The following is a 25,355-nucleotide window of genomic DNA, read 5'->3' as shown; positions in this document are numbered from 1 at the left end:
GACTACGCTGAGGCGTCTATGCCACTCCTCGCCTCACAGGTCGCCTCGGTTCCCGCGTCGGGCATCCGCCGCATCCACGAGCTGGCGCTGCAGCTCGACGACGTCATCGCCCTCGCCGTCGGCGAACCCGATGTGGACGTCTCTCGGCACGTCCTCGAGGCGGGCAGCGCGGCGTGGCTCGCCGATGACACGAACTACACGGCGAACGGGGGCATCCCGGAGCTGCGCGGCGCGATCAAGCACAAGCTGCGCGAGCGAAACGGCATCGACGTCGATCTCGAGCGCATCTGGGTGACCTCCGGGGCGACGCAGGCTCTCAACCTCGCCATGGCGCTGACCCTCGCGCCCGGTGACGAGGTGCTCGTGCCCGACCCCGGCTACACGACGTTCACGATGAACGCGCGGATGCTGCACGCCGAACCGGTGCCGTATCCGCTGCACGCCGACGCCGGATTCCTGCCCGACATCGACGAGCTCGAGAAGCTGGTCGGCGACCGCACCCGGCTGCTCATCGTCAACTCGCCGTCGAACCCGCTCGGAGCCGTGTTCCCCGACGAGGTGCTCGTCTCACTCCTCGACTTCGCGGCTCGGCACGACCTCTGGGTCATCTCCGACGAGGTGTACGAGGCGTTCAGCTACGGCCACCCGCACGTGAGCCTCGCGGCCCTCGACACCGACGACCGGGTCTTCAGCGTGTTCTCCGTGTCGAAGACCTACGCGCTCACCGGTGCGCGGGTCGGCTACCTCGTCACCCCTCCGGGCCTCGCCGACATCATGCGCACCTACCAGGAGGCGACCATCAGCTGCGTCAACACTCCTGCGCAGCGGGCGGCGGTCGCCGCGATCACCGGCGACCAGTCGCACGTCGACGCGGCGGCGGCCCACTATCGCGTCAACCTCGACGCGGCGACCGAGCTGCTGCGCGAGCGCGGCATCCGGTACCTGCCGCCCACCGGCGCGTTCTACCTGTGGATCGACATGTCGCACGCGACCGACGGCGACGTCGCGTCGTGGGCGGAGTCCTTCCTGCTGCAGAAGCGGGTCTCCGTGGCGCCGGGATCGGCGTTCGGGCGCAGCGGCGAGGGGTGGATCCGCGTGTGCGTCGCGGCCGCCCGCGCCGACCTCCTCGAGGGCCTCGGGCGGCTGCCCGCACCCGACGCCGGCTGACGGCACGTCCCTCCCCGCCCGCGGTGCACGGATCAGGAGATCGTGCACGGTTCAGGAGGAGCGCCACCGATCAGGACCGAAACCGCCGTCGGAGTGGGCGTGTCGCCCCTGCCGTCCTGATCCGTGCACCGCCGATAGCAGCCCCACGGCAGGCCCGGCGGCAGGATGGGTGGTCGCGAAAAACATGGGAGACTGATTCGTCATGTCTCCTCGTGCTCTTCAGGCGCTCCAGCCCGCCGCAACCGCCCCGGAGGCGATCCGCAACTTCTGCATCATCGCCCACATCGACCACGGCAAGTCGACTCTGGCCGACCGCATGCTGCAGATCACGGGCGTCGTCGCCGACCGTGACATGCGCGCCCAGTATCTCGACCGCATGGACATCGAGCGCGAGCGGGGCATCACGATCAAGAGCCAGGCGGTGCGCATGCCGTGGCAGATCGGATCCGACACCTTCGCGCTCAACATGATCGACACCCCCGGCCACGTCGACTTCACCTATGAGGTCTCGCGGTCGCTCGCCGCGTGCGAGGGTGCGATCCTGCTGGTGGACGCGGCACAGGGCATCGAGGCGCAGACGCTCGCGAACCTGTACCTGGCGCTCGAGAACGATCTCGAGATCATCCCGGTGCTCAACAAGATCGACCTGCCCGCGGCCGACCCCGATAAGTACGCGCGCGAGCTGGCGCAGCTGATCGGCGGAGATCCCGACGACGTGCTCCGCGTCTCGGGCAAGACCGGGATGGGCGTCGAGGAGCTGCTCGACCGCGTCGTCGAGCGCATCCCCGCGCCGAAGGGCGACGCCGACGCGCCCGCCCGCGCCATGATCTTCGACTCGGTCTACGACGCCTACCGCGGCGTCGTCACCTACGTCCGCATGGTCGACGGCAAGCTGAACCCACGTGAGCGCATTCAGATGATGTCGACGCGCGCCACTCACGAGATCCTCGAGATCGGTGTGAGCTCGCCCGAGCCGACCCCGTCGGAGGGTCTCGGCGTCGGCGAGGTCGGCTACCTGATCACCGGCGTGAAGGACGTGCGCCAGTCGAAGGTCGGCGACACGGTCACGAGTGCGGCGAAGCCGGCATTGGAGGCGCTGTCGGGTTACACCGATCCGCTGCCGATGGTCTTCTCGGGCATCTACCCGATCGACGCGAGCGACTACCCCGACCTGCGTGAGGCGCTCGACAAGCTGAAGCTCTCCGACGCGGCGCTGCAGTACGAGCCCGAGACCTCGGTGGCGCTCGGCTTCGGTTTCCGCTGCGGCTTCCTCGGCCTGCTGCACCTCGAGATCGTCACGGAGCGGCTCAGCCGCGAGTTCGACCTCGACCTCATCACGACCGCTCCGAGCGTGCCGTACGACGTGACGACCGAGGACCGCAAGACGGTCACGGTGACGAACCCGAGCGAGTATCCGACGGGCCGCATCGAGAAGGTCGTCGAGCCGATCGTCAACGCGTCGATCCTCGCGCCGAAGGACTACGTTGGCGCGATCATGGACCTCTGCCAGACCCGCCGCGGCACCATGCAGAGCATGGACTACCTCGGCGAGGACCGCGTGGAGCTGAAGTACACGCTGCCGCTCGGTGAGATTGTGTTCGACTTCTTCGACCAGCTGAAGAGCCGGACGCAAGGGTACGCGAGCCTCGACTACGAGCCGTCCGGTCAGCAGGAGGCCGACCTGGTGAAGGTCGACATCCTGCTGCAGGGTGAGCAGGTCGACGCCTTCAGCGCCATCGTGCACCGCGACAAGGCGTACGCGTACGGCACGATGATGGCCGAGCGCCTCCGCAAACTGATCCCGCGTCAGCAGTTCGAGGTGCCCATCCAGGCCGCGATCGGCGCCCGCATCATCGCCCGCGAGAACATCCGCGCCATGCGCAAGGATGTGCTCGCCAAGTGCTACGGCGGTGACATCACCCGCAAGCGCAAGCTCCTCGAGAAGCAGAAGGAGGGCAAGAAGCGCATGAAGATGGTGGGCCGCGTCGAGGTGCCCCAGGAGGCGTTCATCGCTGCGCTCTCGGGCGACGTCGAGACGGCGAAGAAGGACAAGTAATTGGCTGTAAGAGGCTCGCGCCACGGTCGAGGGGGTCAACCCCATCCCCTTCACGTCGCCCTCTATGACGAAGCTGCGCAGTTCCGGGCGCGGATTGAGGTCGCGCTCGAGTTGGCTCTAGCCGCACCAGAGCCCAATATGCGGGAGCCATTCGGCTCGGTGCTCGAACGAGCCGGGCTCTCTGGGCAGCAGCAGGTTATCTATAGAGACTTGCTTCGAGAACTTGGGCATGGGCTGGAGCGCCTGACCGCGGACAGCGGCAAGGGGGAAGAAGCTGAGTTTTCAGTGACCACTTCGGACCCTGAGCTGGAGGAAGTGCTCATGCGCTCAGTTCTTCAGGCGGCGAGGTTTGTGAAACGACCGGATGTAGCTGAGTCTGCGGGGCGAGCGGCTCTCCTACTGATCTCGGCGTCCTTCGAAACGCTCGTCGCCCGCGTGAGCGCGTTGCTCATAATGACTAAACCTGAGGTCGTAAGCCTCGGATCCAAGAAGCTGGAGCTGGCGGTATTCGAACAGCTATCTTCGCCTGAAGCGGCGAAGACGTATGTGGCTTCTCAGGTCGTCGAAGGACTGATGCATGGCGGCATCGACGATTGGGCGAAGTGGTTCCTGCAGTTCGGCGTCAATTGGCGAGACATCCCGGAGTCTTGGTGGGCCTTCCGTGAGGTTGATGCCCGGAGAAACTTGGTGGCGCACACCGACGGACGTGTCAACTCGATCTATACCGGGCTCGCCAAATCGAACAGCGCGCCATCCGTTCCGGCCGACGGGGAGCGGTTGCTTATCGACCGGCCCTACCTCAATCGAGCTCGTGATGAGCTGGTCTCCTTCGGGCTCCTCATGTGCGCGAGCTCAGCATTGACGCTAGTTCCGGGAGAGCTCGACGCCACGTACAGCTGGGGTTCAAGACAAGCGCGGGAGTTGCTGGAAGAGGGTGCGACGGGCGCCGCGCGTCGGGTAAGCCGCAAGCTACTCGACGTGGCGCGCGGGCGACTCGATCGACCGCAGCAGGTCGACCTTCAGGTCACGGAGTGGTTGGCGAGGAAAAGCGAGGAGGGGCTCGATGCAATACGCGGTGAGGTGGAGAACTTCGACGTGAGAGGGCTAGACCTCGCGCTATCGCACTATCGGGACCTGATTCTAGAAAACGACGACGAAACGATTCTGGCAGTCAATACGCTAATAGCCAGGGGGGATCTTACGCGCACAGGCGTTCGCCTGGCGATCGAGTATCGGGAGCTGCTAGAGCGCGTTGGGGTCGAGCGCATAGGCGTGAATACGACGAGCGGCTTCGAGTGACGGACTGAAAGTCTTCGGAGGCCTCCCGCAGGCGGCGATTGGCCCGACGTCCGCTCGACCTTGCTAAGTTCGAGGGCGGGTTGAAGGTCCCTTCCGACCCGCCGCAGTGAGGAGCACGTCGACACATGTCAGGACCCATGCGCTCGGGAGCGCCGGAAGACTCGTCGCTCAACTATGCGGCGATCGGTGCGACGCAGACCGAAGAGATCCTGCAGTATCCGCCCGCCGGGTACCGCGCGATGCAGGCCAGCCGCCGCCTCGGCAGTGGCCAGGAGCGCTTCGATCAGGCCGCGCGGTCGCTCATGACCTGGGGCGTGCTGCGGGCGAGCGGCGTCGAGGTGAGGGACATCCAGGCCGAGGCCGACGAGGACGCCTACGTCGGTATCGAGTACGACGAGAACGGCCGACCCGTCGGCCAGGTGAACCTCGCTGAGGAGGAGCTCTTCGCCCCCGACGGCACGCCGTACGTGTCGGCGGGCATGACGGCGGTCGCGACCTACTCGTCGGGGCCCGCTCACATCCAGGTGCCGATCAAGGTCGTCTACGTCATCGACGAGCCGAAGCGCGTCGGCTACGCCTACGGCAGCCGGGTCGGCTCGCCATCCGAGTTCGAGCGGCTCATGCTCGTCGAGTCGCGCGACGACGGATCCGTGTGGTTCACCATCCGCTCGATCGCGAGACCGACGAACTGGCGGTGGCGGATCGCGTTCGCCGTGCTGCGGCTCGGGCAGAAGCGCTACACCGACAAGTACCTCACCGCACTGCACCCGACGCGGTCCGCCGGGCAGACCGGGGCCGCGGAGTAGCGACCGCTCAGGACGCGGCGGCCTCGCGCGCCAGCCCGTCGAGCTGGGCGATCAGCTCGTCGAGGCCGCTGACCAGGTCGTCGAGCACGACGAGTGCGCCGGTGCTGCGCAGCTCGTCGGCGCTGAACACTCCGGTGGCGACCGCGATGAACGGGATGCCGGCGGCCTGCGCGGCCGCGTCGTCGGACGGAGTGTCGCCGACGATGACCTGCGCGTGTCCGGTGAGTGCCGCGTTCGCGGCGACCGTGATCTCACTGCGCTCGCGGGCGCGGTCGCCGAAGTAGGAGTGCGCCCAGTCGAAGTCGTCGGCGTCGAGTCCCGCTCCTGCGATCTTCACCCGTGCGCGGGCGGGGGAGTTGCCGGTCAGCAGCGCGTTGACCCATCCCGCCTCGCGGACGGCGACCAGCGCCTCGCGCACGCCGGGCGCGACCTCGCGACGGTTCGGGCCGGAGTAGGCGACCTCGGACAGGTCTGCGAGCTTCGCGGTGACCGCGTCGTGCAGGTCGGCGTCGAGCCCGTACTGGGCGAGCCGCTCGGCGATGATCTGCCCGTCGGTTTTGCCGTGCTCGCCCTGCCCCGGGGTATCGGGCACGAACTCGGCGACCGCCTCGATGGCCTCGTCGTACAGCCGGCTGGCACGCGCTCCGTTCTTCAGCAGAGTCCCGTCGACATCCCAGAGCACGTAATTGGCCACGGGAAAAACCCTCTCACACGCGTCGAGGTGCCCAGTTCTGCGGGTGTTCGGGCCTCGACACCGACAGAACTGGGCACCTCGGCCGCCGAGTCGCCCACTTCACCCCGTAGAGGGCGCTCGACACGGGGTGAAGTGGGCGACTCGCTCCGCGTCGAGGTGCCCAGATCTGCGGGTGTTCTCGCCTCCGCACCCGCAGAACTGGGCACCTCGGCCGGGAGGGGCGCCAGCTCGGGGAGAATGGAGGGATGCCCTCCGCTCTGCCGCTCGCCGACCCGGCGCCCGTCGACGGGCTGCTGCCCGCGACCGCCGCCGAGGGGTCGGCCGACCGTGCGCTCGGGGTCTACCTGCACGTGCCGTTCTGCCGGGTCCGGTGCGGCTACTGCGACTTCAACACCTACACGGCCGACGAGCTGCGCGGCGCGAAGAGGGCGGACTTCGCGGGGCAGGCCGCCGCCGAGGTCGCCTTCGCCGCCGAACGGCTCGAACGCTCGGGTATCGCCTCACGCCCCGCGTCGACCGTGTTCTTCGGTGGCGGCACGCCCACCCTGCTGCCCGCCGACGACCTCGCCTTCATGCTCGCCGCCATCCGCGAGCACATCGGCATCGTGCCGGGCGCCGAGGTCACGACCGAGGCGAACCCCGACTCCGTCGACGCCGACTACCTCGCCCGGCTCCGCGACGCGGGCTTCACCCGGGTGTCGTTCGGCATGCAGTCGGCGGTGCCTTCAGTGCTGCGCACCCTCGACCGCACCCACGACCCGGAGCGGATCCCCATCGTCGTCGACCTCGCCCGCCGGGTGGGTCTCGACGTGAGCGTCGACCTCATCTACGGCACCCCCGGCGAGAGCCTCGATGACTGGCGCCGCTCGCTCGAGCACGCCATCGCGCAGGCCCCCGACCACCTGTCGGCCTACGCGCTGATCGTCGAGGACGGGACCAAGCTAGCCCGTCAGATCCGATCAGATATCGTCGCGACGCCTGACGACGACCTGCAGGCCGACATGTACGAGCTGGCCGACGAACTGCTCACCGCCGCCGGATACGGCTGGTACGAGGTGAGCAACTGGGCTCGCACCACGCCGGACGGTTTGCCCGATCCCGCGCACATGTCGCGGCACAACCTCAATTACTGGCGCAGTGCGGACTGGTGGGGCGTCGGCCCCGGGGCGCACAGCCACGTCGGGGGAGTGCGCTGGTGGAACGCCCGCCACCCCGCCGCCTACGCCGAGCGGATCGGACGTGGCGAATCGCCCGCCGTCGGGCGCGAAACGCTCGACGCCGACACGCGACGGGTCGAACGGGTGCTGCTCGAAGTCCGCATCCGCGAGGGCCTGTCGATCGATGCGCTCGACGCCGACGCGCGCATCCGGGTGGCGGGGCTGCTCGCCGACGGGCTCGTCGACCCGGCCGCCGCGCTTCGCGGACGGCTGGTGCTGACCCTCAAGGGACGCCTGCTGGCCGACGACGTCGTGCGCCGCATCACCTGATTGCAGCGTCGCCGGGCCGAGCAGAACACGACCACACATAAACGAAGGAGGGCCGCCGTTCCCGGCGACCCTCCTCGCGAATCGTGCTCGCGTCAGCTCACTTCACGAACGGGATGCTGAGCGGGTAGGTGTACATCTCGCCCTTGTTGGCGCGGATCGAGGCGATGATGCCGAAGATGATCACGAGGATCGGCACCGCGATGAGCACCAGGATGCCGATGATCACGATGGTGAGGATCCAGCCGGCGACGATCGCGATGAGCATCGTCAGGTGGAAGTTGAGGGCGGCGCGGGCGTGCTCGCGGATGAAGCCGCCGCGCTCCTTCATGGTGAGGAACGTGATGAGCGGCATCACCCATCCGAGTCCACCACCGAAGACGACGACGCCGACGATGCCTCCGACGTGGGTGAGGGTCGCCCAGAGACGCTGGTCCTCGGGAGACATCGGAGTTGCGGTGGGCTGCGCCGGGTACGACGGCGGCGGCGGGGGTACTTCGGACATAACGGTCCCTCCTGGAAAAGGATCGGTCAGACGATGCGCCCACTGGCGCCTTCAGCACTAACGCTAGCGGCCCGGCGGCCTCCGGCCCGCTAGCGAACGGCGCTACTTCACGAGGCGGAGCGCGAACGGGTAGCGGTAGCTGCCGCCCTGCTGCACGTTGACGCCGCCGAGGATCGAGAAGACCAGGTTGGCGACGTAGAGCACCCACGGCACGAGGCCGATGATCGCGCTGAGGAACCATACCGGCGTGAAGTAGAGGACCGCCTGCAGGATGCCGACCACGATCCAGAGGGCGATCATGCCGATCGTGAAGGTGATCTGCCAGTTCAGCGCCTCCTTCGACTCCTGCCGCACCAGGGGGCCGCGATCCTTTAGCACCAGGAAGATGATGAGCGAGGGCAGGATGCCGAGTACACCACCGAAGTGCGACAGCGACGCCCACAGCTTGTCGTCGGCGGCGCTCAGCGGAGCGGCCGGGGCGGGAGCGGGCGCGTAGGGCTGGCTCGGTTGGCCCGACTGGCCCGGCTGGCCAGGCGCACCGGCAGGATCGCTCGGCGGGAGGGATGAATCGGTCATGCTCATGCCTTTCGATGAGTGGCGATCCGTAGGCGCGGAGAGGCTCTCCGGCGCCACCCTGCGCCAAGTGGCGCCCAAGATACTCCGCGCCGCGCGGGCGTGGCAATGGCCTGATCGGCGCCCGCTCGCGCTAGAATTGGCACTCGTAGTCGTTGAGTGCCAGCAGTAGCCTCCGCCCGCCCGCGGTCGCCTGTCGGAAGGAGTGCGGATGGCGTCGGAACGCAGTCTCGAGGTGCTCCGTGTCATCGTGCAGGACTACGTCTCCTCCCGTGAGCCCGTCGGATCGAAGGCGATCGTCGAGCGCCACGGCTTCGGTGTGTCCGCCGCGACGATCCGCAACGACATGGCGCAGCTCGAAGAAGAGGAGCTGATCGCGGCGCCGCACACCTCGTCCGGCCGCATCCCGACCGACAAGGGCTACCGCGTCTTCGTCGACCAGCTCGCCGACCTGCGCCCGCTCTCGCCCGCGCAGAAGCAGGCGATCGAGACCTTCCTCGGCAGTTCCCTCGACCTCGACGACGTGCTCTCGCGCACCGTCCGGCTGCTCTCGCAGTTCACCGGCCAAGTCGCGATGGTGCAGTACCCGACCCTGTCGCGCACCACGTTGCGGCACATCGAGCTCGTGCCGATCGCACACGACCGAGTGCTCACCGTCGTGATCACCGACGGCGGCCACGTCGCGCAGAGGGTGGTCGACCTGCCGGAGCCCGCGGACGAGGAGTTCCTCGCCGACCTGCGCGCCCGGTTCGTCACGGCCGCCGCCGGATCCGCGCTGCAGGCCGCCGCCGAGGCGCTCGCCGCGGTCCCCGCCCAGTTCGCGCCCGATCGCGCCTCCACCGCCGCGGCGGTCGCGACCGCCCTCGTCGATCAGGTGCTCGAGAACCGACAGGACCGCATCGTGCTCGCCGGCACCGGCAACCTCGCGCGCACCGAACGCGACTTCCCGGGCAGCATCCACCCCGTGCTCGACGCCATCGAGGAGCAGGTGGTGCTGCTGCGCCTCTTCCGTGAGATGGCGCTCGACCAGAACGGCATCGCCGTCAGCATCGGCCGCGAGAACACGGTGTCGGGGCTCGCCGAAGCGTCGGTGCTGACGAGCGGTTACAGTTCCTCTTCTGGCGAACTCGCGCATCTCGGTGTGCTGGGGCCGACCAGAATGGACTACTCGAACAACATGGCGGCCGTGCGCGCCGTCGCGCGTTACCTGTCCCGCCTGCTCGGTGAGGGGTGACCGGAGTCGACCGTTCCGCGAGCGGATCCGTCCGCCGTTTTTCGACTCGTCCACGCATGCAAGAGACTTTGAGGGTGATCCGTGGCTGCTGACCATTACGAGGTGCTCGGGGTCTCGCGTGAAGCGAGCACCGAGGAGATCAAGAAGGCCTACCGCAAGCTCGCCCGCGAGCTGCACCCCGACGTGAACCCCGGCGCCGACGCGTCCGAGCGGTTCAAGCTCGTCACACACGCCTACGACGTGCTGAGCGACCCGCGTCAGCGCGAGCAGTACGACAACGGCGGCCGAGGCGGGTTCGACGGCGCCGGGTTCGGCGGCTTCGGCGACATCTTCGAGACGTTCTTCGGAGGGGGAGGCGGGCGCCAGTCGGGTCCCCGGTCGCGTCGTGAACGCGGGCAGGATGCGCTGCTGCGTCTCGAAGTCGATCTCGACGAGGTCGTCTTCGGCACCCACCGCGACGTGGAGGTCGACACGGCCGTGCTCTGCGAGACGTGCAAGGGCAGCTGCGCGCAGCCCGGCACCTCGCCCGTCACCTGCGACATCTGCCGCGGCACCGGGCAGATCCAGCGCACCGTCCGCTCGCTGCTCGGCAACGTGATGACCTCGAGCCCGTGCGGCACCTGCCGCGGCTACGGCACCGTCATCCCCAACCCCTGCGTCACCTGCCAGGGGCAGGGGCGCGTCCGTGCCCGCCGCAACGTCCCGGTCGACATCCCCGCCGGCGTCGAGACCGGGCTGCGTCTGCAGATGCCGGGTCAGGGCGAGGTCGGCCCCGCCGGCGGCCCCAACGGCGACCTGTACCTCGAGATCAAGGTGCGCACGCACGACACCTTCAGCCGCAACGGCGACGACCTGCTCGCCACCCTCGAGGTGCCGATGGGCGACGCGATCCTCGGCACGAAGACGACCATCCAGTCGCTCGACGGCGAGGTCGAACTCGAGATCCGCCCCGGCGTGCAGAGCGCCGACGTGCTCGTGGTCAAGGATCGCGGCATCACCCACCTGCGTGGGCAGGGGCGCGGCGACCTCCGCGTCGGCGTGCAGGTGGTGACGCCCACCAAGCTCGACCGCCACGAGCGCGAGCTGATCGAGCAGTTCCACGCCAAGCGCGGCAAGCAGAAGCCGCAGCTGGCGACTTTCCATCAGGGGATGTTCGCGAAGCTGCGCGACCGTTTCATGGGCTGAGCCCACGTGGCCCACTTCTATCTGACCGATGCCGACCTTCCCGGAGCGCGCGGGGTCGTCGAGCTGACCGGCACCGAGGCGAAGCACGCCGCGACGGTGAGCCGGGTGCGCGTCGGCGAGCAACTGCTCGTCGGTGACGGTGCCGGGGGAGTGGCGGACTGCGTCGTGGTGTCCGCGGCCGCCACGCTCGTCGAGTTGCAGGTGCGGTCGGTCTCGCGGACTGCCGCCCCGGCACGCACGATCACCCTCGTCCAGGCGCTCGCGAAGGGCGACCGCGACGAGCTCGCGGTCCAGGCCTCGACGGAGCTCGGCGTCGACCGGGTCGTACCCTGGCTCGCCGAGCGCAGCGTCTCCCGTTGGGAGGGCGCGAAGGTCGTCAAGGGGGTGGAGAGGTGGCGCGCGATCGTCCGCGAGGCGGTCAAGCAGTCGCTGCGTCCGTGGCTCCCCGAGGTCTCCGGGCTCGCGACGACGTCCGACGTCGCCGCGCTCGCCCGGTCGGGCCGCCTGCTCGTGCTGCACCCGGGGGCCGAGAGCTCGCTCGCCGACGCCGCCGCAGGAGACGGCGACCTCGTGCTCGTCGTCGGCCCCGAAGGCGGAGTCTCGCCCGCCGAGCTCGCGCGGCTGCGCGACGCCGGCGCGGTGGGGGTGCGCCTCGGATCCGAGGTGCTGCGGACCTCCACGGCGGGTCCCGCGGCGATCGCCGCCCTGTCGTCCCTCACGGGGCGCTGGCGCTAGGCCGCCGGCACGAGGTCGTCGGCGCTGACTTCCCGACTCGGACGTCGGCGGTGGGACGTAGAATCATCGGCGATGGCTGAAACGTCGGTGTTTTCGAAGATCCGCGCGGGGGAGATCCCCGGAGAGATCCTGCACGAGACCGATCGGGTCTTCGTGCTCAAGGACATCGCGCCCAAGGCGCCGGTGCATCTGCTGGTCATCCCCAAGACCGAGCAGTACCGCACGGTCGTCGAACTCGCGGCCGGAGACCCGTCGTTGCTCGCCGAGGTGGTCGCGGTGGCGAACAAGGTCGCGGCGGCGAATTCCGATGGCGATTTCAGACTCATCTTCAACACGGGCGAAGGCGCAGGCCAGACCGTGTTCCATGTGCACGCCCACGTCCTCGCGGGCGGCTTGACGGAAGGTTCCCTTGGCGACGGCTGACGATTTCCGCTCCTCCGAACTCGACACCGTGGCGATCGGCACGGTGGGCGGGCCCAAACAGGCCGAGGTGCGCATCCAGATCGACGGGATCGCGATGGTGCGGCTGTTCGGGCCGCAGGACCGGCTCCTGAAGCAGATCGAGAATGAGTACCCGCTCGTCGAGGTGCACGCCCGCGGCAACGAGATCACGCTCACGGGCGAGGCCGACCAGGTGCACGCCACCCGCCGGCTGATCGAAGAGCTGCTGCAGATGGTGCGCAGCGGCCGCGACGTCGATCCCGTCGAGGTGGGCAGCTCGGCCCGCATCCTCGAGGCCGACCGCTCGTCGAGCCCGGCCGATCTGCTCGGCACCCCCATCGTGCAGGCGCGCGGCAAGTCGGTGCGGCCGAAGACCCTCGGTCAGAAGCAGTACGTCGACGCGATCGACCACAACACGATCGTGTTCGGCATCGGTCCCGCCGGCACGGGCAAAACCTACCTCGCGATGGCGAAGGCCGTGCAGGCGCTGCAGCGCCGCGAGGTGAGCCGCATCATCCTCACCCGTCCCGCGGTCGAGGCCGGCGAACGGCTGGGGTACCTGCCCGGGTCGCTCACCGACAAGATCGACCCGTACCTGCGGCCGCTCTACGACGCGCTCAACGAGATGATGGACCCCGAGCTGGTGCCGAAGCTCATGGCGAGCAACACCATCGAGGTCGCGCCGCTCGCCTACATGCGCGGACGCACGCTCAACGACTCGTTCGTCGTGCTCGACGAGGCGCAGAACACCACCCCCGAGCAGATGAAGATGTTCCTCACCCGACTCGGGTTCGGCTCCAAGATGGTCGTCACGGGCGACATCACCCAGGTCGACCTGCCCGGCGGGGCGAGCGGACTCACGCGCGTCACCCGCGTGCTCGACGGAATCGACGACATCCACTTCTCCGAGCTGACGAGCGACGACGTCGTGCGCCACACCCTCGTGGGCCGTATCGTCGATGCGTACACGAAGTTCGACGCCGAGCAGCAACTGCGCTCCTACGAGCGCCGGGGCGGCGAGCGCGGCGGCGAGACGTCCGGTCGCGGACTCGCCGACCACCGGCCCCCGCAGAACCGCGCCGAGCGCCGCGCGCAGGAAGCCGCGCGCGACCACAACCGACGAGGACAGCACTAAGCCGTGTCGATCGAGATCACCAACGAGTCCGGGATGGCCGTCGACGAGGCGGCCATCCAGCGTCTGCTCACCTTCGCGCTCGACCTCCTGCACGTGCACCCCGACGCCGACGTGGCCGTGCTGTTCGTCGACGAGGGCGCGATGGAGCGGCTGCACGTCCAATGGATGGACGAGCCGGGCCCGACCGACGTGCTCAGCTTCCCGATGGACGAGCTGCGCCCCGGCACCGACGACCGCATCACCCCGCCAGGGCTGCTGGGCGACATCGTGGTGTGCCCGCAGGTCGCGAACGCTCAGGCCGAGCAGGCGGGGCACAGCCCGCTCGAGGAGATGCAACTGCTGACCGCGCACGGTCTGCTGCACCTGCTCGGCTTCGACCACGCCGAGGCCGAAGAGGAGCGCGAGATGTTCGGCATCCAGCGCGACATCCTCGTCGGCTTCGCGCACGAGGAGCGTCACGGCGAAGGTCGCAAGGGTGGACGGTCGCGCAGATGACCACCCTCGTGCTGCTCATCGCGGCACTCGTCCTCGTCGGCTTCGCGGGCCTCATGGCGGCCTCCGACGCGGCCATCGGCGCCCTCTCGCGCGCCGACATCCAAGAACTCGCGCTCACCGCCCGTGCCCGCAAATCGCTGCTCGCGATCGGAGCCGAGAGCAGCGCGCACGTCAACGCGATCAGCTTCCTTCGCATCACGTCCGAGACGACGGCGGCGGTGCTCGTCACCTTCGCCCTCGCGACGTCGGTCGAGCCGCTCTGGCTGGCGCTCATCCTCGCCGCGCTCATCATGACCGCCGTCTCGTTCGTGCTGGTCGGATCGTCACCGCGGTCCGTCGGCCGGGCCAACGCGCGTCCGCTGCTGCGCTTCGCGGCGCCGCTCGTACGCGGCGCACGCGTGTTCCTCGGGCCCATCGCCGACGCGCTCGTGGCGCTCGGCAACAGGGTCACGCCGGGGCGTCCGCGGTCGGCGACGTTCACCTCCGAGGAGCAGCTGCTCAGCATGGTCGACGAGGCCACCGAGCTCGATGTGCTCGAAGAGGGCGACCGGGAGCTGATCCACTCGATCTTCGAGTTCAGCGACACCGTGATCCGCGAGGTGATGGTGCCGCGCACCGACATGGCGACGATCGAGGACAGCGCCACCGTGGGCGCGGCGATGGGCGTCTTCCTGTCGCGCGGCTACTCCCGCATCCCGGTCACCAAGGGCGGCGACCTCGACGAGATCACCGGTGTGCTGTACCTGCGCGACCTCGCCCGCCTCATCTACGAACGCCCGTCCTCCGCCGACGAGTACCTCGTCTCCCGGGTCGCCCGCCCCGCCCTCTTCCTGCCCGAGTCGAAGAAGGCCGACGCGACGCTGCGGCAGATGCAGCTCGAGTCGAACCACATCGCGATCGTCTTCGACGAGTACGGCGGGGTCGCCGGCCTCGTCACCATGGAAGACCTCATCGAGGAGCTCGTGGGCGACATCTCCGACGAGTACGACCGTGACGCCGCCGAGGTCGAAGAGGTCTCTGCAGGGGTGTTCCGGGTCAGCGCCCGCCTGCCGATCGACGAGCTCGGCGATCTGTTCGAGCTCGAACTCGACGACGACGACGTCGACTCCGTCGGCGGCCTGCTCACCAAGGCGATCGGGCGGCTCCCCGTGCGCGGTTCGACGGCGAAGACCGCGGGGCTCATCCTCACCGCCGACCGCACCGACGGGCGCCGACGCGGTGTCAGCACGGTGCTCGTCGAACGAGACCCCGACGCCCGCCCCCTTTACGACACCGGCGAGATCCGCGTCGAGCAGACCCCCACGAAGGACACGGCAGGCGCATGAGCGACGACGCACCCACTCCCGACTTCCGGGCGGGCTTCGTCTCGTTCGTCGGCCGCCCGAACGTCGGCAAGTCGACGCTCATGAACGCGCTCGTCGGCGAGAAGGTCGCGATCACCTCGGCGAAGCCGCAGACCACGAGGCGCGCGATCCGCGGCATCGTGCACCGCCCCGAGGGGCAGCTCATCGTCGTCGACACCCCGGGCGTGCACCGCCCGCGCACCCTGCTCGGCGAACGCCTCAACGATCTCGTGCAGTCGACCCTCGCCGACGTCGACGTCATCGGGTTCTGCGTTCCCGCCGGCGACCCGATCGGTCCGGGCGACAGGTTCATCAACGAGCAGCTCGACCGGTACCCCAAGGCGAAGAAGGTCGCCGTCGTCACCAAGGTCGACAGCGTGCCGCGCGAGGTCGTCGGCGATCAACTGCTGGCCGTGTCGCAGCTGCGCGAGTGGGAGGCCATCGTCCCCGTCTCCGCCACTCAGGCCATCCAACTCGACGCCCTGACCAGCGAGCTCATCGCTCTGATGCCCGAGTCGCCCGCTCTTTACGGCGACGACGCCGTCACCGACGAGGGGCTCGAGGAGCGCATCGCCGAGCTGGTGCGCGAGGCGGCGCTCGAAGGGGTCAGCGACGAGCTGCCGCACTCGCTGGCCGTCACGGTCGACGACATGATCGAGCGCGACGACAAGGATCTGCTCGAGATCTACATCAACCTCTGGGTCGAACGCGACAGCCAGAAGGGCATCATCATCGGCAAGGGCGGCAGCCGCCTGAAGCAGATCGGTGCGAAGGCCCGCGCGGGCATCGAGCCGCTCGTCGGCAAGCCCGTGTACCTCGCGATCCAGGTCAAGGTCGCGAAGGAGTGGCAGCGCGACCCCAAGCTCCTCGGCCGCCTCGGCTTCTAACCCGCGTCCGCGCGCGCGAGGTGCCCAGTTCTGCGGGTGTTCGGGCGCGAACACCGACAGAACTGGGCACCTCGACGACCGCCGCCTCGCTCCGGCGGCGGCGCGGTCAGGACGAAGTCGACGTGAGGTAGCGACGGGCGCTCACGATCTGTCGCGTGAAGACGACGACCAGGACGACGATGGCGACGGGAAGCAGCAGTACTGCGAAGAGGCCCCTGCTGCTCGGAGAGTCGTCGGTTGACAGAACGACCAGTGAGCCGGCGGCGATCGAGACGAAGAAGTAGCCGAGGATCACGAGGCTGTACGGCATCAGATTCAGGAAGGAGCGGGCGTACGCCTCGGCCCGAGAACGCTGATCGGCGTCGAGATCGACGCGCTTGCGCTGCAGAACCGCTCGAGTGATCGGGCCACCGCCGATCGGGCTCTCCCCGGCGATCTTGCGCATCCGGCTGGTGGTGGATGCGAAGAATGCGATGGACACCAGTGCGGAGACGACGCCCGACGCGACAAGGCTGAGCGCGATCGAGATCGCGAGGTCGAGTGGGGTCGAGCGGGTAACGAGGAACGGAGCGACGAACCCGACGACAGCGGCCACGATGAAGATGGGAAGCAGATGCCTCGGAGCATGGACCGGCTCGATCGCCTCGGAGTCACTGGAAGCCGCGACCGGCGCTGCCGAGCCGCTCCCGGAAGCGGAGCCCGTGTCCTGCCCCGTCTCCGAGGTCGACTGTCGGCGGCGGGAGATCCTGCGCCCCACGAAGAGCGAGTAGCCGACTGACGCAAGGCCGAGGATCACCGTCACCGCGGTGATCGGTCCGCTGCCACCGAGTGCCGCCGACTGCACGCAGGTGAGGAGCGCGCCGGCAAGCGTCATTCCGCCGACGACGAGGAGAACCCGCCGCGAGGCACGTGCGCGCTCGTCATCGCTGTAGGTGGTGCGGGCGAGCGAGTGTTGCGCGGCATACACGACCGGCAGGAGCATCAGCAGCGTCGGGAAATTGCCGAGTGCGTCGAAGAATCCATCGTCGCCTTGCGTCCCCCGCATCACGCCTGCGGCGACAACGGTGAGAAGCGAGAACACGACGAGGCCGGCGATGTACAGAGCGGTCACGGGTACCTCCGGGGTGGGGGAGATGGGTGGCCCACATCTATTGGGCCAAGCTGGGTGAATCCTGAACGGCGGTCGTTCGTTTGCTGAAGTCGGCCTGTGGCAAGCGCCTCCGACGCGACGAGGAGCGCCCAATCAGCCGGGGGGATGACCCGTGCCGCCGCGGGGATGAAAGCTCGACCACAGCGGGTTCCGCCGGTGTCCGGCGTCGTACGGTGGGCGTCATGGATGACAAGGCGACAGGGCTCTCGACGTTCGAACGGCGTCTGCTCGAACTCGCGACGCCCGCGGCGTGGGTGCGGTATCGCGGATTCGTCGAGGTCGGGGTGGCGCTGCTCTACTTCATGGCCGCGTCCCTCGGCGAGATCGGACGCGGGGGGATGGCCGTCGTGCTGCTCGCCCTCCTCCTCGCCGTTGCGATCGGCCTGCATCGCGTGCAGCCGCTCGCCGCGCTCGGTGTCGCCGCCTTCGCTACCATCACGGTCCCGTTCCTCGGCATCGCCGACGCGACGACGATGTCCGTCTTCTGGTTCCCGCTGCTCCTCGTGCTCTTCGGCTCGTCGGCCTACGGGCGGCCCGTGACCAAGTGGCTCGGGTTCGTCTGCGTGATCGTCGGAGCGGTCGGGCTGGCGGGCATCTCCTGGATCTTCGGATCGCAGGGCGGGGCGTTCTTCTTCGTCTTCGGCCTCGCCGCCGCCGGTCTGCCGTGGACGGCGGGCGTGCTGGTGCGGTCGCTGCTCGACCGTCGCGCTCTGACCGAGGAGCGGCGGGTGCTCGGCGAGTCGAAGGCGCACGCCGAGGTGCGCCTCACGGCGGCCGAGCAGGAGGCGGCCCTCGAGCACGAGCGCAACCGCGTCGCCCGTGACGTGCACGACATCGTCGCGCACTCGCTCGCCGTTGTGATCGCGCAGGCCGACGGGGCCCGCTACGCGGCGAAGGCCTCGCCCGAGTCGGTCGATGAGGCGCTCGCGACGATCGCCTCCACCGCACGCGGGGCGCTCGGCGACGTGCGCGCGCTGCTTACCGAGCTGCGGCACAGCCAGGAGGCGGGCCCGCAGCCGGGCATGAACGATCTCGACAACCTGGTGCGCGGCTTCCGCGAGTCGGGGCTCGAGATCGACTGGACGAGCTATGGAGTCGGCGTTCCGCTCAGCGAGTCGGCGGGGCTCGCGGTGTATCGGGTCGTTCAAGAGTCGCTGACCAACGCTTTGCGCCACGGCGCCCGGACGTCGCCCGCCGACCTGGAGTTCGACTGGAGCGACTCGACCCTCACCGTCAGCGTCACGAATGACGTGCCGCAGGGGGAGCGCAGCGTGAATCCGTCCGGCCACGGCATCCCCGGGATGCGCGAGCGTGCGACCCTCGCGGGCGGCAGCTTCGCGGCAGGCGACGGAACGAACGGCCGCTACCGGGTGCGCATCGTGCTGCCCCTCGATCGCACCAGCGGCCTCACCCAGCCGATGCCGATCAGCCAGGTGCGCGCATGACGCAGGCAGCCGACGACACGGATCCGCAGTCCCGCCCCATCCGTGTCGCGCTGGTCGACGACCAGGCTCTGTTCCGGTCGGGACTGCGCATGCTGATCGAGTCGCAGCCCGACATGAGCGTCGTCGGCGAGGCGGCCGACGGTCGTGCCGCGGTCGCGATGGTCGCTCGTGCCGCGCCGGACGTGGTGCTCATGGACATCCGTATGCCGGTCGCCGACGGCATCGCCGGCACCGAGGGCATCATCGCCGACGCGGACGCCCGCGATGCCGCGCCGCCGAGGATCATCGTGCTCACCACCTTCGACCTCGACGAGGCGGCGGCGCGCGCGATCCGCGCCGGCGCCAGCGGTTTCGTGCTGAAGGACGCCGAACCCGAATTCCTGCTCTCCGCGATCCGCACGGTGCATGCCGGCACCGCGGTGCTCGCGCCGTCCGCGACCGCCGAGCTGTTCCAGCACTTCGGTTCGGGGCCTCGCGGTGCCGACGCATCGGTGCTGGCCGAACTCAGCGACCGCGAGCGCGAGATCTTCATGCTCGCCGCGAGAGGCCTCAGCAACGCCGAGATCGCCGCTCACGAGTACGTCAGCGAGGCGACGGTAAAGACGCACATCTCCCGCGTCCTCGGCAAACTGGGGCTGCGGGATCGGGTGCAGCTGGTCGTCTTCGCCTACGAGCACGGCGTCCTCTGACGAGTCTCGGCCGTCTCCGGCGGTTCGCGACGTCGGCGGGGGAGCACCGAACAGGCGTCCGGTCGCCATAGCATCGTCGGTGTCGGAAGAACCGGCGAACGCGCTGTGAGGAGGCTGATGGCTGACTTCGTGTCGACCGTCAGCATCGTCGACGGCCCGCTCTTCATCGCGAGCTTCGTGCTCGCCGGTGCGCTCGCCCTCGCGCTCCTCGTACCCCGCTACGGCATCCGTCTCCCCGCGAAGCGCTTCTTCCTGATCGTCGCAGGGGCAGGACTGGTGGGTGCCGTGATCGGCGCCGTCGTCAACTTGCTGCTCAGCGATGTGCTGAACATCTTCGGAGTCTCGCTGACCTGGGTGGTGCGGATCGCCGACACCATCGCGTTCGCCGCCTTCGGAATCGCACTCGCCACGCTGGTCTTCGCGCGATGGTGGCGGGCGGTGCTCGGCGCGGTGCTCGCCGCGCTCACCGCGTGGTGCCTCTTCCTCACGATCAACGTCGATTTCGGGCAGTACCCGACCGTGGGCGACGCGCTGGGCACGAGCTACGGCGAGGCGTTCGTGCCGCCGGAGCGGGCGGGCGGATCGCTCGCTGACTGGACCGCGCCCGCCGACCTCCCCGACACCGGCATGGTCGGAGTCGTCGACATCCCGGCGGTCGAGGCCGCCTTCGCGCCTCGGCCGGCCGCGGTCTATCTGCCGCCCGCAGCCCTGGTCGCCGGACCGCCGCGCCTCCCCGTCATCGTCGCGCTGTCCGGCCAGCCCGGCACGCCGACCGACGTCTTCTCGGCGGGCGGCATGGATGCGCTGATGGATTCGATCGCCGCGCGGCACGACGGCGTCGCACCCATCGTCGTCGTTCCCGATCAGCTCGGAGATCCGTCGCGCAACCCGATGTGCGTCGACGGCGCGGCCGGCGACTCGGCGACCTACCTCACCGTCGACGTGGCCGACTGGATCCGATCCACACTCCCTGTCGCGACAGACCGGACGTCGTGGACCATCGCCGGATTCTCGCAGGGCGGCACGTGCGCCATCCAGCTCGGCGCGGCGTACCCCGAGATCTTCGGCTCGATCATCGACGTCTCCGGTGAAGAGGCGCCGAGTCTCGGCTCACCGGAGAAGACGATCGACGACGGCTTCGGCGGGGACGCCGACGCCTACCGAGCGGAGACGCCCATCGCGCTGCTCGACGCGCAGGCGCCCTACGTCGACTCGGTCGCCTATTTCGTCGCGGGCGAGCACGACCTTCAGTACTCTGCGTACATGCAGGCGGTTTCCGCCGCTGCCGAGAATGCGGGCATGTCGGTGTTCCGGGCGGTGTCGCCGGGCACCGGCCATGACTGGAACACGGCCAGATTCGGGTTCGCATCCGCCGTCGCCGCCCTCCTCGACCGATGGGGAATCGGATGAGGCGGCTCATCGCCGTCGCGCGACGGCAGGTCGTCACGCTCGCGGTGTTCGCGACCGTGCTCACCGTGACGCTCGCCACCGGGGCCGTCGGCGGCGCGAGCGCCGGCGTGCGCGACGCGCTCGGCGTCGGACCCGCGGCGTTCGTCGGGGGTGCGTCGGTGTTCTCGCCGTTCACCGCCGGGCTCGTCGCCGACGGTCTGCTGCCGCTCGTCGTCGGCCTGCTCGGCGTCCTCATCCTGCTCGGCGCGAGCGAGCGGGTCATGGGATCGGGGCGCGCGCTGGGAGCGTACGTGCTGACCGGATTGCTCGGTGTCGTGGCAGGGCAGGGTCTCGTCACCCTCGCCGCCATGATCGCCGGAGCCGACCGGAGCTCCGTCGACGTCGTCCTCGACCCGCTGACCCCGGCAATCGGCGCCGCCCTCGCGGCCACGGCGTTCACCGACCACCTGTGGCGTCGTCGCCTCCGCGTCGGGGGCGTCGCGGTGCTGCTCGTGTTCGTCCTGTACTCGGCGAACGCCGTCGACGTGTACCGGCTCTGCGCCGGTCTCGCCGGAGTCGTCGTCGGTATGGCGTTCGCCCCGTCGCGGCACTCGTTGCGCCTCAGCCGCAGCTCGCACCACGAGGCCCGCGCCCTCCTCGCCGGGCTCGTCGCCCTCGTCGCAGCGGGTCCGCTCATCACCATGATCACCGGAGCGGCGAGAGGACCCCTCCACCCACTCGCGCAGTTGTTCTCGCCGGGCGCGATCGATCCGGCTGCCTGCGACGCGGCGGTGGCGACCGCGGATTGCGTGCGCGCGCTGGCGCTCACCCGAGTCGACGGCGTGGGGGCGGTGCTCGTCGCCGTCCTGCCGCTCGCGCTCCTCGGCCTCTGCGTGCTGGGGCTGCTGCGCGGGCGACGAGCGGCGGCGTGGCTCGCGATCTCGGTGCTGTTCCTGCTCGCCGGCCTCGCCGCGCTTTACGACGGGGTTCTCCGGCTGCTGCCGGACGCCGGGCAGCTGGCCGCCGATCCCGCCGGTCGGGCGAACCTCATCGCCGACCTGCTGTCGGTGCTGATCCCACTCGGACTCGGCGTCGCGCTGCTGATCAACCTCGGCCGCTTCCCCGGACGTCCACGTCGGCGGGCGATCCGGCGGTTCTGGATCACCGCGGGTGTCGGAGCGGCTGTCTCCGCAGCCCTGTACGTATTGCTCGGATTCGCGAGCGCCCGTGAATTCCGACCCCCGGTGACCCTGCTGTCGCTTCTGATCGACCTGCCCGAGCGCTTCGTCCCGGCCGGCTTCCTGCACCTTCGCGCCCTCGAATTCGCACCGGCGGGTCCCGTCGCAGCACTCGTCTACTCGGGGGTCGGCGCACTGTTCTGGTCGATCCTCCTGATCGCGAGCGCCGTCCTCATCGCCGACGTCGCGGGAGGTGGCCGCACCAGCGATTTGGATCGCGTGCGCACGCTGTTGCGCGACGGGGCGAGCGGATCGCTGTCCCACATGGCCACCTGGCAGGGCAACTCCTACTGGTTCTCCGCCGACGGCAGGGGAGCGGTCGCCTACCGGGTCGTCTCCGGTGTCGCCGTCACGACGGGAGGACCCATCGGCCGGCCCGAGACCTGGGCGGGATCCGTGCGCGGCTTCATCGCGCACTGCGACGCGAGCGGGTGGGTTCCCGCGTTCTACAGCGTCTCGGCCGACGTGCGCGAACTCCTCGACTCCCTCGGCTGGTCGAGCACCGAGATCGGCGACGACGCCGTCCTCCGACCCGCCACCTTCTCGCTCGCGGGGAGGCGATGGAAGGACATCCGCACCTCCGCGAACCGGGCCGCGAAACTCGGCGTCGTCGCGGTGTGGACGCGGTGGTCCGACCTATCCGGACCGATGCGTGCGCAGATCGCCGGCATCTCCGAGGAGTGGGTCGCCGGCCGGGGCCTGCCCGAGATGGGCTTCACCCTCGGCGGGGTCGACGAGCTCGACGACGCGGAAGTGCGTCTGATGCTGGCCGTCGACGCCGACGGGCACGTGCTCGCCGCAACCAGCTGGATGCCCACCTACCGCAACGGCCGGGTGATCGGCTGGACCCTCGACTTCATGCGGCGGCGGCCCGAGTCGATGAACGGTGTCACCGAGTTCCTCATCGCCGAGACCGTGCACCGTGCCGCCCGCGAGGAGCGGGAGTTCGTCTCGCTGTCGGCGGCGCCCTTGTCTCGGGTGGCCGAGACCGCCACCGATCAGGGTGTCGCCGCGCACGTGCTCGGCTATGTCGGCCGCCGCCTCGAGTCGTTCTACGGCTTCCGGACGCTGCTCGCGTTCAAGCAGAAGTTCAGCCCGGACTTCCGGCCGCTGTCGATCGCGTACCCCGACCCGTTGGTGCTTCCCGCGGTCGGAATGGCGCTGATGCGGTCGTACCTGCCGTCGATGACCGTTCCTCAGGTGATGTCGCTCATGCGCCGGGCAGCGAGGCCCGCGGAGACGGAACCGCGGCTCGAACACGCTCCCGCTCCGTGACCGGCGATCACGGCTCCCGGGAGGACGCCGGCGCCACGATGCTATGGTTGCGCTGATGCTTCCTCACGGCCTCCTTCTTAGTCGCCGCGACGGGGTCTAGTTCTTCCAGGCCTCCCCGTCGCGGAGTCGCTGATGCCTGCATCCCGTATCGGGATGACCCTCGTCGCAGACAGACCGTGGAGAAACCTCATGAAGAACAACCAGAAGCCTTCCGCGATGCCGGTGCATCGCTACCGTCCGTACTCCGAGCAGTTCGACGTCGAGCTGGCCGATCGCACCTGGCCCGCGAAGCGGATCACCGAGGCACCCCGCTGGTGCGCCGTCGACCTCCGAGACGGCAACCAGGCGCTCATCGATCCGATGAGCCCCGAGCGCAAGCGCATCATGTTCGACCTCCTCGTGCGCATGGGCTACAAGGAGATCGAGGTCGGCTTCCCGTCGGCGAGCCAGACCGACTTCGACTTCGTGCGTCACCTCATCGAAGAGGACGCGATCCCCGACGACGTCACCATCCAGGTGCTGACGCAGGCGCGCGAGCACCTGATCCGTCGCACCTACGAGTCGCTGCACGGCGCCAAGCAGGCCGTCGTGCACCTGTACAACTCGACGAGCATCCTGCAGCGCGACGTGGTCTTCCGCACCGATCGTCAGGGCATCGTCGACATCGCGCTCGAGGGTGCGCGCCTCTGCCGTGAGCTCGAGAAGACGATCCCCGGCACCACCGTCTACTACGAATACTCGCCCGAGAGCTACACCGGCACCGAGCTCGAGTTCGCCGTCGACATCTGCAACCAGGTCATCGAGATCTTCGAGCCGTCGCCCGAGCGCAAGGTGATCATCAACCTGCCTGCCACGGTCGAGATGGCGACCCCCAATGTCTATGCGGATTCGATCGAGTGGATGTCGCGCCGCCTCGCGCATCGCGAGAACATCATCCTGTCGCTGCACCCGCACAACGACCGCGGCACCGCGATCGCGGCCGCCGAGCTCGGCTACCTGGCGGGCGCCGACCGCATCGAGGGCTGCTTGTTCGGCAACGGGGAGCGCACCGGCAACGTCGACCTCGTCGCGCTCGGCATCAACCTGTTCACGCAGGGCATCGACCCGCAGATCGACTTCTCCGACCTCGACGAGATCCGTCGCACCGCCGAGTACTGCAACCAGTTGCGCGTGCACGAGCGCAGCCCGTGGGCGGGCGATCTCGTCTACACCGCGTTCAGCGGCAGCCACCAGGACGCGATCAAGAAGGGCTTCGAGGCGATGGAGGCGTCGGCGCGCGACGCCGGCGTGAGCATCGACGAGACCGAATGGGCGGTGCCGTACCTGCCCGTCGACCCGAAGGACCTCGGGCGCTCCTACGAGGCGGTCATCCGCGTCAACTCGCAGTCCGGAAAGGGCGGGGTCGCGTACCTGCTGAAGACCGACCATGCTCTCGACCTGCCGCGTCGACTGCAGATCGAGTTCTCGGGGGTCGTGCAGGCGAAGACCGACGCCGAGGGCGGCGAGGTCACCAGCGAGCAGATCTGGGAGATCTTCACCGACGAGTACCTGCCCGCCGCACGCGACGCCGACAAGTGGGGACGCTTCGAGCTGATGCGCACCCGCACCGCGAGCGAGATGACCGGGGTCGTGTCGCTGCAGGCGAGCCTCCGAGTCGGTGACGACGTCTTCGACGTCGAGGGCACCGGCAACGGCCCGATCGCGGCGTTCCTCGATGTGCTGCAGCAGCAGGGCTTCGAGGTGAAGCTGTACGACTACGTCGAGCACGCCCTCTCCGCATCCGGCGACGCGTATGCGGCGTCCTACGTCGAGCTCGAGGTCATGGGCAAGCGCCTGTGGGGCGTCGGCATCGACCCCGACAGCAGCACGGCGTCGCTGAAGGCGATCGTCTCCAGCGTGAACCGCGCCATCCGCGCCGACATCCTCGACGAGGTCACCCTCGCCCTCACCTGAGATCCGATATTGCGGGCATGAACGCACGTTCCGGCATACCCATCGTGCCCGGAACGTGCGTTCTCAGCGGAGCCGAATGCGGCCGGATCCGGCGACGCTCACCCGCGTCAGCTCGGCCCGGAGTTCCCTGAGCTTGCGGTCAGCACCGCGCGGCGGTGAGAACGCACGTTCCGGGCG

22 protein-coding genes are annotated in these 25,355 nt (G+C 69.1%); 18 read left to right on the top strand and 4 right to left on the bottom strand.

Going from position 1 to position 25,355, the window contains the following annotated elements:
* Nucleotides 1-18 precede the first annotated feature (18 nt).
* From NGH83_RS09325 to NGH83_RS09310, 4 genes are all read left to right on the top strand, one after another.
* Nucleotides 19-1,167, top strand: a complete 1,149-nt coding sequence (locus NGH83_RS09325) for a pyridoxal phosphate-dependent aminotransferase (RefSeq protein ID WP_251855984.1) — start codon at nt 19-21, stop codon at nt 1,165-1,167.
* A 202-nt stretch (nt 1,168-1,369) separates the two neighbouring features.
* Nucleotides 1,370-3,223, top strand: coding sequence for a translation elongation factor 4 (gene lepA / locus NGH83_RS09320; RefSeq protein ID WP_251855983.1), 1,854 nt, complete (start codon nt 1,370-1,372; stop codon nt 3,221-3,223).
* 159 nt (nt 3,224-3,382) lie between these two features.
* Nucleotides 3,383-4,522, top strand: a complete 1,140-nt coding sequence (locus NGH83_RS09315; RefSeq protein ID WP_251855982.1) for a hypothetical protein — start codon at nt 3,383-3,385, stop codon at nt 4,520-4,522.
* Nucleotides 4,523-4,647: 125 nt separating this feature from the next.
* On the top strand, nt 4,648-5,328 hold the full coding sequence (locus tag NGH83_RS09310) for a DUF1990 family protein (protein ID WP_251855981.1): 681 nt from the start codon (nt 4,648-4,650) through the stop codon (nt 5,326-5,328).
* A 7-nt stretch (nt 5,329-5,335) separates the two neighbouring features.
* On the opposite strand, the gene NGH83_RS09305 is transcribed toward NGH83_RS09310, so the two are convergent.
* Nucleotides 5,336-6,022, bottom strand: coding sequence for an HAD family hydrolase (locus NGH83_RS09305; protein WP_251855980.1), 687 nt, complete (start codon nt 6,020-6,022; stop codon nt 5,336-5,338).
* A gap of 245 nt (nt 6,023-6,267) precedes the next feature.
* On the opposite strand from NGH83_RS09305, the gene hemW reads away from it, so the two are divergent.
* Nucleotides 6,268-7,509, top strand: coding sequence for a radical SAM family heme chaperone HemW (hemW, locus tag NGH83_RS09300; RefSeq protein WP_251855979.1), 1,242 nt, complete (start codon nt 6,268-6,270; stop codon nt 7,507-7,509).
* 97 nt (nt 7,510-7,606) lie between these two features.
* Here the strand turns inward: hemW and NGH83_RS09295 are convergent, their stop codons facing one another.
* Both NGH83_RS09295 and NGH83_RS09290 read right to left on the bottom strand, forming a co-directional pair.
* A complete protein-coding gene (locus NGH83_RS09295) occupies nt 7,607-8,011 on the bottom strand; it encodes a DUF4870 domain-containing protein (protein ID WP_251855978.1) in 405 nt (134 codons plus the stop codon).
* A gap of 102 nt (nt 8,012-8,113) precedes the next feature.
* A complete protein-coding gene (locus NGH83_RS09290; protein ID WP_251855977.1) occupies nt 8,114-8,587 on the bottom strand; it encodes a DUF4870 domain-containing protein in 474 nt (157 codons plus the stop codon).
* 208 nt (nt 8,588-8,795) lie between these two features.
* On the opposite strand from NGH83_RS09290, the gene hrcA reads away from it, so the two are divergent.
* The 8 genes from hrcA (at nt 8,796) to era (ending at nt 16,039) form a co-directional block, all read left to right on the top strand.
* The gene (hrcA, locus tag NGH83_RS09285; protein WP_251855976.1) at nt 8,796-9,818 is read left to right on the top strand and encodes a heat-inducible transcriptional repressor HrcA; all 1,023 of its coding nucleotides are present in this window, start codon (nt 8,796-8,798) and stop codon (nt 9,816-9,818) included.
* An 81-nt stretch (nt 9,819-9,899) separates the two neighbouring features.
* Complete coding sequence (gene dnaJ / locus NGH83_RS09280; RefSeq protein WP_251855975.1) at nt 9,900-11,003, top strand: molecular chaperone DnaJ; 1,104 nt, start codon at nt 9,900-9,902, stop codon at nt 11,001-11,003.
* Nucleotides 11,004-11,009: 6 nt separating this feature from the next.
* Nucleotides 11,010-11,738: a 16S rRNA (uracil(1498)-N(3))-methyltransferase gene (locus NGH83_RS09275; RefSeq protein ID WP_251855974.1), complete on the top strand. Its 729-nt coding sequence runs from the start codon at nt 11,010-11,012 to the stop codon at nt 11,736-11,738.
* 72 nt (nt 11,739-11,810) lie between these two features.
* Nucleotides 11,811-12,161 carry an HIT domain-containing protein gene (locus NGH83_RS09270; protein ID WP_251855973.1) on the top strand — a complete coding sequence of 117 codons (351 nt, stop codon included), beginning with the start codon at nt 11,811-11,813 and terminating at the stop codon, nt 12,159-12,161.
* Nucleotides 12,162-12,255: 94 nt separating this feature from the next.
* Nucleotides 12,256-13,314 carry a PhoH family protein gene (locus NGH83_RS09265; RefSeq protein ID WP_251858500.1) on the top strand — a complete coding sequence of 353 codons (1,059 nt, stop codon included), beginning with the start codon at nt 12,256-12,258 and terminating at the stop codon, nt 13,312-13,314.
* A gap of 3 nt (nt 13,315-13,317) precedes the next feature.
* Nucleotides 13,318-13,809, top strand: coding sequence for an rRNA maturation RNase YbeY (ybeY, locus tag NGH83_RS09260; protein WP_251855972.1), 492 nt, complete (start codon nt 13,318-13,320; stop codon nt 13,807-13,809).
* A complete protein-coding gene (locus NGH83_RS09255) occupies nt 13,806-15,134 on the top strand; it encodes a hemolysin family protein (protein ID WP_251855971.1) in 1,329 nt (442 codons plus the stop codon). Before ybeY ends, NGH83_RS09255 begins: the two co-directional genes overlap by 4 nt.
* On the top strand, nt 15,131-16,039 hold the full coding sequence (gene era, locus NGH83_RS09250) for a GTPase Era (protein ID WP_251855970.1): 909 nt from the start codon (nt 15,131-15,133) through the stop codon (nt 16,037-16,039). Before NGH83_RS09255 ends, era begins: the two co-directional genes overlap by 4 nt.
* A gap of 106 nt (nt 16,040-16,145) precedes the next feature.
* Here the strand turns inward: era and NGH83_RS09245 are convergent, their stop codons facing one another.
* Nucleotides 16,146-17,150 (bottom strand): hypothetical protein, encoded by a 1,005-nt coding sequence (locus NGH83_RS09245; protein WP_251855969.1) that lies wholly within the window; start codon nt 17,148-17,150, stop codon nt 16,146-16,148.
* 221 nt (nt 17,151-17,371) lie between these two features.
* Here NGH83_RS09245 and NGH83_RS09240 point away from each other — a divergent pair, with 221 nt between their 5' ends.
* The 5 genes from NGH83_RS09240 (at nt 17,372) to leuA (ending at nt 25,178) form a co-directional block, all read left to right on the top strand.
* Entirely contained in the window at nt 17,372-18,634 is a 1,263-nt protein-coding gene (locus tag NGH83_RS09240) for a sensor histidine kinase (RefSeq protein ID WP_251855968.1), read from the top strand.
* Entirely contained in the window at nt 18,631-19,323 is a 693-nt protein-coding gene (locus tag NGH83_RS09235) for a response regulator transcription factor (protein WP_251855967.1), read from the top strand. Before NGH83_RS09240 ends, NGH83_RS09235 begins: the two co-directional genes overlap by 4 nt.
* Before the next feature lie 117 nt (nt 19,324-19,440).
* Nucleotides 19,441-20,733, top strand: a complete 1,293-nt coding sequence (locus NGH83_RS09230) for an esterase family protein (RefSeq protein WP_251855966.1) — start codon at nt 19,441-19,443, stop codon at nt 20,731-20,733.
* Complete coding sequence (locus tag NGH83_RS09225) at nt 20,730-23,225, top strand: bifunctional lysylphosphatidylglycerol flippase/synthetase MprF (protein ID WP_251855965.1); 2,496 nt, start codon at nt 20,730-20,732, stop codon at nt 23,223-23,225. The genes NGH83_RS09230 and NGH83_RS09225 overlap by 4 nt, the downstream gene beginning before the upstream one ends.
* 189 nt (nt 23,226-23,414) lie before the next feature.
* Nucleotides 23,415-25,178 (top strand): 2-isopropylmalate synthase, encoded by a 1,764-nt coding sequence (leuA, locus tag NGH83_RS09220; RefSeq protein WP_251855964.1) that lies wholly within the window; start codon nt 23,415-23,417, stop codon nt 25,176-25,178.
* Nucleotides 25,179-25,355: the final 177 nt, after the last annotated feature.

The sequence above is a fragment of the Herbiconiux sp. L3-i23 genome (assembly GCF_023734115.1).
GTDB lineage: Bacteria > Actinomycetota > Actinomycetes > Actinomycetales > Microbacteriaceae > Naasia.
This window is presented reverse-complemented; position numbering and strand designations above follow the sequence as displayed.